This window comes from Chitinophaga sp. CF118 (genome assembly GCF_900112615.1).
GTDB lineage: Bacteria > Bacteroidota > Bacteroidia > Chitinophagales > Chitinophagaceae > Chitinophaga.
In genome coordinates, this window is sequence record NZ_FOMK01000002.1 from 419,113 (window position 1) to 433,841 (window position 14,729).

Annotated in this window: 13 protein-coding genes; 3 read left to right on the plus strand and 10 right to left on the minus strand. The window is 42.7% G+C overall.

The genetic code is table 11. The features are described from left to right. Positions 1-21: 21 nt before the first annotated feature. Entirely contained in the window at positions 22-960 is a 939-nt protein-coding gene (locus BM176_RS10010) for an aspartate carbamoyltransferase catalytic subunit (protein WP_090102392.1), read from the minus strand. An 89-nt stretch (positions 961-1,049) separates the two neighbouring features. Further along, a complete protein-coding gene (gene pyrR / locus BM176_RS10015) occupies positions 1,050-1,577 on the minus strand; it encodes a bifunctional pyr operon transcriptional regulator/uracil phosphoribosyltransferase PyrR (protein WP_090102394.1) in 528 nt (175 codons plus the stop codon). 113 nt (positions 1,578-1,690) lie between these two features. Here pyrR and BM176_RS10020 point away from each other — a divergent pair, with 113 nt between their 5' ends. Then, entirely contained in the window at positions 1,691-2,197 is a 507-nt protein-coding gene (locus tag BM176_RS10020; RefSeq protein ID WP_255373487.1) for a peroxiredoxin, read from the plus strand. A 477-nt stretch (positions 2,198-2,674) separates the two neighbouring features. Here BM176_RS10020 and pruA read toward each other — a convergent pair whose 3' ends face one another. Together pruA and prfB are read right to left on the minus strand one after the other, a co-directional pair. After that, positions 2,675-4,306 carry an L-glutamate gamma-semialdehyde dehydrogenase gene (gene pruA / locus BM176_RS10025; protein ID WP_090102398.1) on the minus strand — a complete coding sequence of 544 codons (1,632 nt, stop codon included), beginning with the start codon at positions 4,304-4,306 and terminating at the stop codon, positions 2,675-2,677. A 121-nt stretch (positions 4,307-4,427) separates the two neighbouring features. Further along, positions 4,428-5,514, minus strand: a protein-coding gene (gene prfB / locus BM176_RS10030; RefSeq protein ID WP_143097774.1) for a peptide chain release factor 2 whose coding sequence is annotated in 2 segments (ribosomal slippage) — positions 4,428-5,453 and positions 5,455-5,514 — 1,086 coding nt in all. Because the reading frame shifts where the segments join, the coding sequence is not laid out codon by codon here. 86 nt (positions 5,515-5,600) lie between these two features. Here prfB and BM176_RS10035 point away from each other — a divergent pair. Continuing rightward, positions 5,601-6,392, plus strand: coding sequence for a hypothetical protein (locus BM176_RS10035; RefSeq protein ID WP_090102402.1), 792 nt, complete (start codon positions 5,601-5,603; stop codon positions 6,390-6,392). 37 nt (positions 6,393-6,429) lie between these two features. Further along, positions 6,430-8,082, plus strand: coding sequence for a glucose-6-phosphate isomerase (gene pgi / locus BM176_RS10040; RefSeq protein ID WP_090102405.1), 1,653 nt, complete (start codon positions 6,430-6,432; stop codon positions 8,080-8,082). 63 nt (positions 8,083-8,145) lie between these two features. On the opposite strand, the gene BM176_RS10045 is transcribed toward pgi, so the two are convergent. From BM176_RS10045 to BM176_RS10070, 6 genes are all read right to left on the minus strand, one after another. Beyond that, positions 8,146-8,754, minus strand: coding sequence for an outer membrane beta-barrel protein (locus tag BM176_RS10045; protein WP_090102407.1), 609 nt, complete (start codon positions 8,752-8,754; stop codon positions 8,146-8,148). A 158-nt stretch (positions 8,755-8,912) separates the two neighbouring features. After that, positions 8,913-9,512: a hypothetical protein gene (locus BM176_RS10050; protein WP_090102410.1), complete on the minus strand. Its 600-nt coding sequence runs from the start codon at positions 9,510-9,512 to the stop codon at positions 8,913-8,915. 120 nt (positions 9,513-9,632) lie between these two features. After that, positions 9,633-10,079: a DUF3276 family protein gene (locus BM176_RS10055; protein WP_090102412.1), complete on the minus strand. Its 447-nt coding sequence runs from the start codon at positions 10,077-10,079 to the stop codon at positions 9,633-9,635. A 158-nt stretch (positions 10,080-10,237) separates the two neighbouring features. Then, the gene (locus tag BM176_RS10060) at positions 10,238-12,034 is read right to left on the minus strand and encodes an ABC transporter ATP-binding protein (RefSeq protein WP_090102414.1); all 1,797 of its coding nucleotides are present in this window, start codon (positions 12,032-12,034) and stop codon (positions 10,238-10,240) included. Between the two features lie 222 nt (positions 12,035-12,256). Continuing rightward, positions 12,257-13,186, minus strand: a complete 930-nt coding sequence (locus BM176_RS10065; RefSeq protein ID WP_090102415.1) for a phosphoribosylaminoimidazolesuccinocarboxamide synthase — start codon at positions 13,184-13,186, stop codon at positions 12,257-12,259. A gap of 131 nt (positions 13,187-13,317) precedes the next feature. Beyond that, positions 13,318-14,688 carry an exonuclease domain-containing protein gene (locus BM176_RS10070; RefSeq protein WP_090102417.1) on the minus strand — a complete coding sequence of 457 codons (1,371 nt, stop codon included), beginning with the start codon at positions 14,686-14,688 and terminating at the stop codon, positions 13,318-13,320. Between the last annotated feature and the right edge of the window lie 41 nt (positions 14,689-14,729).

Below are 14,729 nucleotides of genomic sequence, written 5' to 3' on the forward strand. Positions count from 1 at the left end.
AAATATCTATTCGAAATTGTATTATCCAACCTGTTCAGGTTTCTTCCCAGCCAGCAGGTACAACACTGCCATCCTGATCGCTACTCCATTCTCTACCTGATTTAGAATAATTGAGTGACCGGAATCTGCTACATCTGAACTCAACTCCACACCACGGTTAATTGGTCCCGGGTGCATGATCACGATGTCTTTTTTAAGACTGTCCAGTAAAGCACGGTTCACCCCATATGCAAGAGAGTATTCGCGAAGCGAAGAGAAAAGCGGAGTATTCTGTCTTTCCAGCTGGATGCGTAATACGTTTGCCACATCGCACCATTCCAGCGCTTCCCGGATATTGTAGCTCACATTTACACCCAGGGCTTCTGCCATATGTTTTGGGATGAGTGTAGGTGGTCCTACCACTGTTACTTCCGCTCCCAGCTCACGCAGGCAGTAGATGTTCGACAATGCCACCCTTGAATGCATAATATCTCCGCAGATCGCCACTTTCTTACCTTCAACGCTGCCCAGCCTTTCCCTGATAGAGAAAGCATCCAGCAGTGCCTGGGTAGGGTGTTCGTTAATCCCGTCGCCGGCATTCACAATCGGTACCTGGATATGTTTCGACAGGAAGTGAGGAGCTCCGCTGGCAGAGTGCCGCATCACCACCATATCCACTTTCATGGATAAGATGTTGTTCACCGTATCTATCAGCGTTTCGCCTTTGGAAACAGAGGACCCCGACGCAGAGAAGTTTACCACGTCAGCACCCAGTCTCTTTTCCGCCAACTCAAACGAGATACGCGTACGGGTGGAATTCTCAAAAAATAAATTAACTATTGTGGTATCCCTGAGCGTAGGAACTTTTTTAATTGGTCTTTGTAAAACCCCTTTAAATGTGTCAGCTGTTTGGAAAATAAGCTCTATATCCTGACGCTTCAGATTGCGGATCCCGAGGAGATGATTTACTGATAATGACATTTAAGATGCAAATATAAATGACCTGATTACAAATCCCAAAATCAAAATCCGGATGTGGACAATCCCTGCACATCCGGCACTGATAATGATCACTCTATGATCACTTCATCCTTCCCATCCCGCTCTTTCCATAGCACTTTTACCTTCTCAGAGATAATAGCATCGATGGTGCGACCGGTATAATCTGCCTGGATAGGTAGCTGACGGGTAAAACGACGATCTATGAGCACCAGCAGTTCTACAGCCGAAGGCCTGCCAAAGTCCAGCATGGCATCCAAAGCAGAACGGGTAGTACGGCCAGTGTAAAGTACATCATCCATCAGCACTACTTTTTTATTTTCTATAGAAAAGTCAATAGCTGTTTCATTAGGTACATGCAACTGTGTACCTTTATTAAAGTCATCCCGGTAAAATGTAATGTCCAGGCGGCCATAATTAATATGTACCCCGGGCAATAACTTCTTTAAAGTGCGATAAATACGGTCTGCCAGGAAAATTCCCCTTGGCTGTAAGCCTATCAGCACTGTTTGTGAAAAATCCAGGTGATTCTCTATCAACTGGTGGCAGAGCCGGTCTACGGTAATCGCCACTTGCGTCCCATTCAGTATGGTCTTCAAAGTATGCAGTTTTAGGCGCCAAAAATAATGATTAATGACGGGGGATAAAAGTTTATTGCAAACCATAAACACCAATTTGTCTATTATACGTACATTTAGTAATATAAATTTATATGAAATACGTTCTTATGTCTGCACTTTCCTTCTTGTTATTTGCCTGTAATTCAAAGTCGCAGGTGAAGGTAGGGTCAAAGGTTCCCACATTTCAGTTAAAGGATCAGAATGGTAATATTTTCGATCTGGCATCCGTACTCGGCAAACAGCCACTCGTTATCTATTTCTATCCAAAAGACGAAACTAATGTATGCACGAAGGAAGCTTGCTCTTTCCGTGACTCATATGACAAATTCGAAAAATATGGTGCAAAAGTTATAGGCATCAGCTCCGACGGGGTGGCATCACATAAAAGTTTTGCAGAGCACCACAAATTGAATTTCACATTGCTCAGCGATCCGGATAATAAAGCACGTAAATTATTTGGTGTACCTAAATCCTTTGTTATTCCGGGTAGAGTTACTTATATCGTGGATAAAAACGGAGTGGTAGTACACGAGTTTAATTCATTGAGAGATGGAGAAAAACATGTAACTGAAGCACTGGCTGCATTATCTAAAATGTAATTCCGGTATATAACTCAAAAGCTCCTGACGGAACCAATTACAGAGAATTATATTGATAAAGTGATTTCCATAAAAAAAGCCTGTATGTAGAATACAGGCTTTTTTTATGGGTCCATGATTGAGGCTCTGCCAATTCTCAAACCCTTCATTTATTTATTTTTAATCATTTTTGTCCGGCGAAAAGATTATGCTTTCGATCCAGGTCTTTCTTCCTATTCCCAGACTGCTTGCTAACATTCCCTTGAATCAATTGTTTACTGAGCTTACATTTTACCAAACAATAAATTACCCACAAGGGCCGACTAAACGTAAGGCGTATAGAACTGGTGTGTTTGCTATTGATTGATAAATATACCTTATCTGCCGTGATGATCAGGTGAAGTTTAATAACCATCTGATCTAAAATCTTATCCCAACGCTAAATTAAAAACCTAAACAGGCAGATACAGTATATTTATAATCAATAGCAAGCCACGATTATGCTTCCTTCAGGAACGGATATCTGTAATCCACAGCTGGAACGAATGTTTCCTTAATAGTTCTTGCACTCAGCCAGCGATAGAGGTTCAGCATGGAGCCTGCCTTATCATTGGTACCGGATGCACGAGCACCACCAAAAGGTTGTTGCCCTACTACCGCACCTGTCGGTTTATCATTAATGTAGAAGTTGCCCGCAGCATTCACCAGCTTCTTAGTCGCCAGATCTATTGCATAACGGTCATGTGAAATAATAGAGCCGGTCAGCGCATACACGGAAGAACGGTCTACCAGTTCCAGGGTTTCTTCAAACTTCTCAGCATCATACACGTAGATAGTCAGCACCGGGCCAAAGATCTCTTCACACATGGTTACATAAGCAGGATCTGTTACTTCAATAACGGTAGGCTCTATAAAGTAGCCTTCAGTTTTATCATAATTACCACCGGCAATGATTTTAGCTGCAGGATCTTTCTTTGCGTTATCGATGTACTTTGCGATCTTATCAAAAGAACGTTCATCGATCACAGCATTGATGAAATTGCTGAAATCTTCTGTAGTTCCCATTTTCATGGTCTTCAGATCTGCTACCAGTTTGGTTTTCACTGCTTCAGCAATATTGGAAGGCAGGTAAGCACGTGAAGCAGCAGAACACTTCTGTCCCTGGTATTCAAAAGCACCACGGGCCAGTGCTGTAGCTACTATATCCACTTCCGCAGACTTATGTGCCACAACAAAATCCTTACCACCGGTTTCACCTACGATACGCGGATATGCATGATACTTATTGATATTATTACCAATGGTTTTCCACATCTGCTGGAATACCGCTGTAGAACCAGTAAAGTGGATCCCCGCAAATGCAGGATGTCCGAAACAGATATCTCCCACTACAGGGCCCTCTGCATATACCAGGTTGATAACACCTGCAGGTAATCCTGCTTCTATCAGGATCTTCATGATCACATTCGCAGCAAATACCTGGGTATTGGCGGGTTTCCATACCACTACGTTACCGCACATAGCAGCAGAAGTAGGCAGGTTACCGGCAATCGCCGTAAAGTTGAATGGTGTTACTGCTAATACAAAACCTTCCAGCGGACGATATTCCAGGCGGTTATGAATACCTGCAGAACTTACTGGTTGCTGATTATATATTTCAGAGAGATAATGAACGTTAAAACGGAGAAAGTCAATCAGCTCACAGGCGCTGTCAATCTCTGCCTGGTAAGCATTTTTACTCTGTCCCAGCATGGTAGCCGCATTCATATGATAGCGGTACTTGGTTGCCATCAGTTCTGCTGCACGCAGGAAAATGCCGGCACGCTGTTCCCAGGGAGTATCAGCCCACTGTGCACGGGCAGCTAATGCAGCAGTAATAGCATCATTGATATGAGAAGCATCTCCCAGGTGGAAATGACCCAGTTTATGTTTCTTTTCATGCGGTGGACGCAGATCTACTGTTTTACCTGTCCGCACTTCTTTACCCCCGATGTACATAGGGATATCAGCCTCTTGCGACTTAAACGCGGCCAATTGTTTTTTCAATGCATCCCTTTCGGGAGAACCAGGAGAGTAGCTGTATACCGGCTCGTTGGCAGGCGCAGCAAAGTGAAAGTAAGCATTATGCATTCTCAGATGTTTTGGATTTCGATTTTGTTGTTGTGACCAGGTTATAATAAATACAAAGAATGTGCTGATAATTTGAGCAAGTCAATTCGTCAGCACATCCGCAAAATTACAAATTAATACATTATTCAGTTTTCGCCATCATCAGGTAAGCCTTTATGAAGCCCCCCAGTTCGCCATCCATTACGGGTTGTACGTTACCTACTTCAAAATCTGTACGATGATCTTTGATCATCTTGTACGGATGGAATACATAGGAACGGATCTGTGATCCCCATTCTATCTTGCGCTTGTTGGCATTGGCGGCATTTTTCAATTCCTCCCGTTTGCGGATCTCCTCTTCATACAAACGCGATTTCAGCATGGTGAGGGCCTTTTCACGGTTCTCACCCTGCGTACGTGCCTGCTGACATTCGATAATAATACCGGAAGGAGTATGTTTTAAACGCACGGCAGTTTCCACTTTGTTTACGTTCTGTCCGCCTTTACCCCCTGAACGGTAAAATTCCCATACCAGGTCGGCCGGATTCACTGCAACAGTGATAGTATCATCCACCAGGGGATATACAAAGATGGAAGCGAAAGAGGTATGCCTGCGGGCATTGGCATCAAACGGAGATATGCGCACCAGCCGGTGTACACCACTCTCCGCTTTCAGCAAGCCATAGGCAAAGCCGCCGTCAAATTCCAGGGAAGCCGATTTAATACCGGCACCATCCCCATATTGTACATCAATCTCGGATACTTTCCACCCCTGCTTTTCGCCATACATACGATACATACGCAGCAGCATTTCCGCCCAATCCTGGCTTTCGGTACCACCGGCACCGGAATTGATGGTCAATACTGCCGGCATCTCATCTTCCGGCTCATTCAGTGTAGATTTAAATTCAAGTTCATCAAGTGCATCAACTGCAGACTGGTATGCAATCTGTACTTCTTCCTCAGTGGCTTCGCCCTCTTTCTGGAATTCCAGTAACACACTGCTATCTTCAATCGCAGTTTCTACCTGCTCATGAAGATCTACCCAAAACTTGTTTACTTTAATCTCTTTCAGGATTGATGTGGCACGAACATTATCATCCCAGAATCCGGGGGCTAACGTAAGTTGCTTATCATTTTCTATTTTAGCTATGCGGTCAGGGACGTTAAAGAAAACCTCCCAGAACGTGGAGGCGGTCCCTCATAGCTTTTAATTGTTCTGCTGTCATAATGGGCGCGAAGTTACATAAAAAGGGGAACAATTTTTGCTTGATTTGACATTATTCGTCCCACTTAATATTTAAAGGTACTATCTATGACTGCATCCCATAAGACACCTTATTATAAAAACAGTGCAATTTTCAATACGATAGGGTACATAATGGTGATAGCGGTCAATGTAATGGCTAGCCTGAATATTCTGAATGGTAAGAGTACTGCTTACATATCCGAAAAATATGGCAGCCTTTTCACGCCTGCGGCAATCACATTTTCCATATGGGGGCTGATATATTTTACACTGCTTGGGTTCATCATTTACCAGCTCTGGCTGGCCTTTTCCGGTAAACATCAGCAGGAACTGGAACAGTTTATGGAACGTTTGCGCGGCTGGTGGCTGGTAAGTTGTCTCGCTAATACCTGCTGGCTCTTTTCCTGGCATTATGAGCTGTTACCACTTTCAATACTCATTATGCTAACATTGCTGGTATCACTCCTTGCTATAAATATTAACTTTAATATCGCCTTGCAAAAGGTGTCCTGGCCGGAAAAGCTTTTTATCCATCTGCCTTTTAGCCTTTACCTGGGCTGGATCACTATTGCTGCAGTTGCAAATATGGCCGCCTTATGGTTATATACAGGGTGGAATGGACTGAGCATTTCGTGGACTATTTTTCTCATTTTGTTATGCACTATAGCGGCTACACTTTTGGTTATTATACGGAAAAATATAGTAGTGGGCGTCGTAACGCTATGGGGCTATTCCGGAATTATACTGAAACGGCAGGAAGCCGGCGGACCGGCAGCCACGCCCATCACAATTGCCTGTATAGTGGCAATGGTTGTCATTGTTATCACTGCCCTTATACAATTGTTGAAGAAACGATAATCAATTTATTACTTTTGGCTCAATAAAATTAGTACACATGTTTCCAAAGACGAATCCAACAGCTACAAAAGCCTGGCAGCAGTTGCAGCAGCATGCTGAAAAAATGAGGCAAACTCACCTGCGTAATCTCTTTAAAGAAGATGCAGACAGATTTAAAAAATTCACGCTCTCCTTTGAAGATATATTATTCGATTATTCCAAAAATATCATAACGGAAGAAACCCGTACACAATTACTGGCACTTGCAAAGGAATGTGGCGTGGAAGATGGTATCAAAGCCATGTTCGGTGCAGAGAAAATAAATATGACGGAAAACCGTGCAGTTCTCCACACGGCACTACGCAACTTATCCGGAAGCCCCGTATTACTGGACGGTAAAGATGTAATGCCCGATGTACTCAGTGTATTGCAGAAAATGGAAAACTTCTGTAACCGCATCCACAGCGGCGAATGGAAAGGATACACCGGCAAACCTATACGGTATATAGTGAACATCGGTATTGGTGGTTCCGACCTCGGACCGGTAATGGTAACAGAAGCACTGAAGCCCTACTGGCGCCCCGGTATGCAACCTTATTTTGTGTCTAATGTAGATGGTACCCATATTGCAGAAACACTGAAAAAGGTAAACCCGGAAGAAACACTGTTCCTTATTGCCTCTAAAACATTCACCACCCAGGAAACTATGACCAACGCGCTCACTGCCCGTAAATGGTTCCTGGAACACGCCAAAGATGAGGCACACGTAGCCAAACATTTCGCAGCCCTTTCTACCAATGAAAAGTCTGTAAAAGAGTTCGGCATCGACCCCGCTAATATGTTTGAATTCTGGGACTGGGTAGGTGGCCGTTATTCATTATGGTCTGCCATAGGACTGAGCATCGCCCTGACTACCGGCTATGAACATTTCAAAGCATTATTGGAAGGTGCACATGCAGTGGATGAACATTTCCGTACTACTCCGCTGGAAAAGAATATTCCGGCTATCATGGCGCTGATAGGCCTTTGGTATGGTAATTTCTTCGATACCGCTACCGAAGCTATCCTACCTTATGATCAATATATGCACCGCTTTGCAGCCTATTTCCAACAAGGGAATATGGAAAGTAACGGTAAATACGTAGATCGTACAGGGAAGGCGGTGACTTACGAAACTGGTCCTGTTGTATGGGGTGAACCTGGTACAAATGGTCAGCATGCATTTTACCAGCTGATTCACCAGGGTACCCGTATCATTCCTTGCGACTTTATCGCTCCGGCTGTTAGTCATAACCCTATCGGAGATCATCATGTAAAACTGCTTTCTAACTTCTTTGCACAAACGGAGGCACTCATGAATGGTAAAACACCGGAAGAAGTGCGGGCCGAACTGGAAAAATCCGGACTGAAAGAAGAAGAGATCCAGGCACTGATGCCGTATAAAGTATTTACCGGTAACCGCCCTACCAACTCATTCCTGGTAAAGGAAATCACTCCCCGCTCCCTGGGCTCACTGGTAGCACTGTACGAACATAAAATATTTGTTCAGGGCGTTATCTGGAATATCTACAGCTTTGATCAATGGGGTGTTGAACTGGGAAAACAACTGGCTAACAAAATCCTTCCTGAATTAGTAAGTACAGATACTGTAACCAGCCATGATGCATCAACCAATGGGTTGATCAATGCCTGGAAACAGATGAAGAAATAAGTATAAAAACAACCGGGGAGCCTCCTTAACAGGAAACTCCCCGGAACTTTTTAATCCTTATAATTAAAAGTTGAATGCCGCATTTACACCAAACACGTTAATCTTGTAATTAGTCATACCTCTATAGTAAGACATCCTTACTTCTACACTCTTTCTGCGATGACGACCAACACCAAAACGAACACCAGCATTCGCAGCGGGGCCCATTGTACTACCACCTACCTCTTTTACTGTTTCATTATAGTACTCATCATAAGTGTAAGAATTGGTCTTATTAGTTAAATAATAACCATAACCACCACCAATAAATCCACCGAAACGTTTTTCACACTTCTTTGAAGAACCGCCACCCAGGTTTAAATTCAACATCAGCGGAGCATTGATCATGTAACCGAGTGTGTTCTCCTCATAATTATCACCAGTTGAACTATAGCTGGCATTATAACTACCGGAAAAACCAATGGTCAAAGGAACTCCTACGGAAACGGACATTGATTCAGTTTCTAAAAAATTAATTCTTGGATTGTAGGTAAAAGCGAAATTGGCTCTTGGATCTTCAATATCCTCCATCTTATCGATGTAAATACCAAGGCCAACACCATGTTGAAAACTTTGGGAAAATGCACTCGCAGAGGCAACACATGCTGCGACAAACAGTAAAAGTTTTTTCATTAAAATTTGTATAGGGGTGAATAATGCTGATAAAACGGGGCAAATATACTGAATTACCGGATGCTTAATTTCAATATGTAAATAATAAATCCGGCTACACGAAAATGTTTTGCAGCAGCATGTTGGTTATACAGAAGTAAATGTAATAATTATCAAACTTAGAAGTTGAATATAGCTCCCATCCCAAACATGCCCAGCCTTGTCCGGTTTCTGCCCTTATAATAAGATAACCTTAATTCTATATTTTTAATAGGTCCGTCTCCGATACCCATCCGTATACCTCCATTTACTGTCAGACCAAAAGAGGTGCCTCCGATGGATTTTTCAATACTATCCTTTGTATAATCCCTGGATGAAGAATAATGATACGTATAACCAGCACCAATAAATCCTCCGATGTTACCCTTGCTCATCCTCGAAGAACCTGCGCCCAGGTTAAGGTTCACCATCAAAGGAACATCCAGTGTAAAGCCATTGATATCGCCTGCTGCAACTTCATCTTCCTCAGTGGTTTCATCATAAGCATTATTGCCATCTCCCATGAACCCAATACTCAATGGAATACCCAGAGAAACAGACATCTTTTCAGTTTCATGAAAGTTGAATCCTGGACTATAAGTAATAGCAGCAATACTGGTGATTTTATCGGGGACCATATTATCAAAAAAAATACTTATTCCCAGGCCATGGTGAAAGCTTTGGGAAGATGCATTTACAGATATAATACAGGTTGCTACAAACAGTAATAGTCTTTTCATGAAAGTTCGGGAATATAGGCTTAATTGATAAACAAGATAATAATTCCTCTGCTAACAAACACAAAAAAACCTCCGGAAAAATCCGGAGGTTCCTGATATCATTAAATCAAATATTGTCAATTACCATTTGTCCACATCATCGCTATGAGAAGAAACAGATGCAACAGGTGTAGCAGTTTCAACTGATACTGATGCTGCCACTGATACTGATTCAGTAGCGCTTTCAGCAGCAACTTCACTAACTTCGCCGTCTTCATCATCACGTACATAGTCGTGGTTGTAGGCATCAAAATCGAAGTCAGGCATCAACTCAGTTTTCACGTAGTTGATAGTTTCTGTTAAAGCATTCAGGAACTTGTTGAAATCCTCTTTGTACAGGAACACTTTGTGTCTGTCATAACCATTATCGTTGAAGCGTTTTTTGCTCTCTGTAATGGTTAAAAAGTAATCATTTCCCCGAGTGGTCTTAACATCAAAGAAGTACGTTCTTCTTTTGCCCGCTTTCAATCGCTTCGAAAAGATACTATCATTATTTCTTTCCGGTTGATTGGTATTTTCGTACGCCACAGTTGTTAGATTTAAGTTGTTAACGAATCAAATCCTTTTCCAATAAGGAACAAATATACTATTGTTTTACAAATATCAAAATAATTTTAAATGATTTTGAAAAATCATAGAAGATGCCTTTAGGCACTGGTTTCCAGGCATATATAAGGGTTTGATTATTATTCTATTATATGTTCCTCTTCTCCCGATTGCTGGCGGGCATATAAGTCGGCATAATAGCCATTTAATGATAATAATTCTTCATGGGTACCTGTTTCAACAATTTTCCCTTCGTCCAGCACAATAATTTTGTCAAAGTCAAAAAGGGCAAAAATCCGGTGCGTAATAATGATTGCAGTCTTATCTCTCAGATAAGCGTAAAGGTTACCAATAATCTCCTTCTCTGTCCGGGCATCTACCGCGGAAAGGCAGTCGTCAAATACCAACAGGTTAGGATCTTTGATCAATCCCCGGGCAATAGAGATCCGCTGTTTCTGACCACCGCTGAGTGTAACTCCACGCTCCCCTATCATCGTATCAAATCCTTCTGAGAAACCCAGGATGTCTTTTTCGATAGATGCCTGTCTCGCTGCTGCCTTCACCGTTTCTACATTCGCTTCCGGCGTACCGAAACGGATATTGTTGGTAATACTGTCAGAAAAAAGGAATACATCCTGTGGTACATAACTGATCTGGCTACGCAGGCTATCCAGCCGGATATGACGTATATCCTTGTTATCCATCAATACCTCTCCTTCCTGGGGATCGTACATCCTTATCAGTAACTGCGCAAGTGTGGATTTCCCTGAACCTGTACGGCCAATAACAGCCACTTTCTCGCCCGGCTTTACCGTCAGATTAAAATGCTGGATGGCCTGAATCCCTGTATGTGGATAGGTAAAGGAAACATTCTTAAACTCAATCTGCCCTTTCAGGGTAACAGCTGTAGCTTCCGGATTATTCGATATAGCAGGCTTAATCTGCAAAAACTCATTGATCCGCTGCTGACTGGCTGCTGCGCGCTGGATCATTGAAGCCACCATACCAATAGAAAAAAACGGGAACATGAGCATATTTACATAAATCACAAATTCCGCAAGATTCCCAACCGTGATATTGCCGTGGATCACCTGGATCCCCCCGATAAAAATAGTAAGCACAACACTTAATCCTATCATTAGCGCCATACTGGGCTGAAACAGGGCATCCGTTTTTGCGAGGCTCACAGAACTTTGCTTGTAAGATTCGCTCTCCAGTTCAAAATGCCGGATACTGGCTTCTTCCTGTACATATGATTTGATCACCCGGATTCCTGAATAGGATTCCTGTGCTATAGAAGTCAGATTGGATAACTGTGCCTGGATCCGCTCACTCTTCCGGTTAATAATATGGTTCACATAATAAATAGTGAGTGCCAGAAAAGGAAGGGGCGACAGTGTATATAAAGTCAGTAAAGGATTCACATCTATCATCAGATACACCACTATCACCAACATAAAAACTGTTCGGGTGGCATACATAATAGCAGGACCAACGTACATGCGTACGCGGGATACATCTTCTGTGATCCGGCTCATCAGGTCGCCGGTACGATGCATCTTAAAAAAGTTGAGATCCAGCATCTGATAATGCTGGTAAATTTCGTTCTTGAGGTCATATTCAATATAGCGGCTCATTACTATCAGCGATTGACGCTGCAGGTAAAGGAAAAACCCGCTTAGTAAAGCAAACAGCAGGATTACAATGCCATAAAAGGCCAGGACTTTGGTAAAATCTGATCTGAACGCCCCTTTAATACCAGTATCACTAATCAAACGGTAATTGTCAATATTCTGTGCCAGCAAATCGAAGATCTGCCGTACCATGATAGGCTGGAATACACTGAAGATAATAGAGACTATTGTACAGATCACTCCAAGCAAAAACCTCCATTTATATTTTATAAAATACTTATTAAGTGCGGCAAGGTGTTTCATCTCTTCTTTTAAAAAGGACTGACCAAAAAACTGTTTGTAATAGGTTTCTGAGGATGTTCGCCTGCTATAGTAACATATTACAGTGATCAGAAAGTTTATAACTTCTGATGTTGGCCCGTTACAGTAGCAGAAAGATTACAGCCCTGAATGTTTGCCCGCTATAGATAGCATACCGGCTATAACAGGAAACGGCTAACAGTTTATTGGTCAGTCCGGATATAATTACAACGTATTCAACGTTTCAATGATCTTTTTCTCAGCATCTGCTGCAGATACATCTTCCTTCACAAATTTCTGACCGGTGATATTTTCGAACAGCTCAATGTAACGCTCACTTACACTCTTAATGAATGCATCAGTCATTTCAGGCACCTTTTGTCCGTCTTTACCCTGGAAACCATTCTCCATCAGCCACTCCCTTACAAACTCCTTACTGAGCTGTTTCTGGGCTTCGCCGGCTTTCTGTTTTTCTTCGTATCCTTCAGCATAGAAGAAACGGGAAGAATCCGGTGTATGGATCTCATCGATCACAACAATGGTATCACCTGCTTTACCAAATTCGTATTTGGTATCCACGAGGATCAATCCACGCTTTTTAGCCAGTTCCTTACCACGCTCAAATAAAGCCAGCGTATATTTTTCCAGCTGTTCATAATCTTCTTTACTCACCAGCCCCTGGGCAATGATCTCTTCGCGGGAAATATCTTCATCATGACCTTCATGCGCTTTTGTAGTAGGTGTAATGATAGGAGACGGGAAGAAATCATTCTCTTTCATTCCTTCCGGCATTGTTACACCACACAGTTCGCGTTTGCCACTCTTGTATGTTCTCCAGGCATGACCGGTAAGATTACCACGTACTACCATTTCCACAGGGAAAGTTTCGCATTTCACACCAATGGTAACACTGGGCAATGGTACAGCCTTCACCCAGTTAGGTACGATATCTTTGGTAGCATCTAGCATAATAGCGGCTACCTGGTTCAATACCTGGCCTTTGTAAGGAATAGGACGGGGTAATACCACGTCAAATGCTGATATACGGTCACTTACAACCATTACCATCAGTTTATCCTCAATAGTGTATACATCCCGGACTTTCCCCTTATAAAAAGCTGTTTGCTTGGGAAACTTAAAATTTGGCTCTAACATGAATAATTACCTATTAAAAAATTAATGATGAATCCCCTCATTCACAGGACGTTGACAGTAATATCAACAACCGGCTATGCATTCAGGTTCGCAAAAATACTTTAGGTTAACTTAATTATTGCAGATTATCTCTAAGAAAATTGAAGTAGCCTGCCAGAGTTACCATCGGCAAACTGATGGATGACATTTAATATATATTCGTTTTCGGGGTATTGCGTCAGCCACTCTTTTACCATATTACCCTCTGTTATTGCAGTATCCCGGGGAATATAACCCATCCCGTAAAAGCGTCCTTTCTCCATCAGGATGCAACTCTGCTCCTCCGGTTCCCGGCCTTCATCCATAATTATAAAGGAAGGTTGCTGATGATGCATGTGGTTGATAGCCGCTTTTACCCTAAGATTATAGCTGTCAGGTCTTTCCTGTTTATCACAGGCTCCCCTGCACGTATGATCCGGAATAGGCGCACAACGCCCAACACCCTTCTGTAAAAAACACAGCCGCGGACATAATTCAAACTCCCGGATCAGGCCGCGCAGCATCTGATGCCCCTGTACCAGCAAAGGAAAGGAATGCAATGGAGTAGTAAACTTACGCTTCTTCTCAATTACCAACCGCAGATATCCCTCCTGGTCTTCAAAAGAATAGAACCCATATTTGAACTCCACACTTTTCTGCGACCGGTTATATACCGGCCATAGCCGCTTAATTTCCACGCTTTCAAGAATAATAGCCATCAGCTCAGTCCCTGTCACCTCACAGGTAATGCTATAAATGTTCCTTAAAAACTCCTGCCGTTGCTTGCCGGAATTATTTCCGGTGAAATGGCTGTTTACCCGCTTCTTTATATTTTTTGCTTTGCCTACGTAGACTACTTTCCCTTTCTGATCATGGAAATAATAGACACCGGGAGAAACCGGCAGGTTTATTACCTGTTCCGGCGGAAGGTTCGGAGGTAAGAATTGTTCTTTGGATTTCGTATTCAATGCATCCGCAATCGCTTTTTTGGTATCCTGCCGCAGCAGCAGTTCAAACAAACGTACGGTAGCTGCTGCATCTCCTGCAGCACGATGCCGCTGTTCCACCGGAATCTTCAGTGAACGGCAAAGATTACCCAGACTGTAAGAAGGTAAACCAGGTACTATTTTTCGTCCCAGCCGTACAGTACACAGCTTTTTACTTCGCAATTCATACCCTGCCTGTAATAAATGATGCTGGATGAAGGAGTAGTCGAAATTAACATTGTGGGCCACGAAAATCTTATCATGTAACAGGTTGTAAACTTCCCACGCCACTTCTTCAAAAGCGGGAGCGGTGGCAGTCATTTCATCTGTAATACCGGTAAGCGATTGTATATAACGGGGAATGGGCACACCAGGATTGATCAGCGTTTCATATTGCTGTACAATGGTCTGTCCGTCGTATATAAAAATGGCTATTTCCGTTATACCGTTGGCTCCAGCGTGACCACCAGTAGTTTCTATATCAACAATAGCGTACATAACTCTCTCCTCAGCTAACAAATATAAAGAATGATAGCATG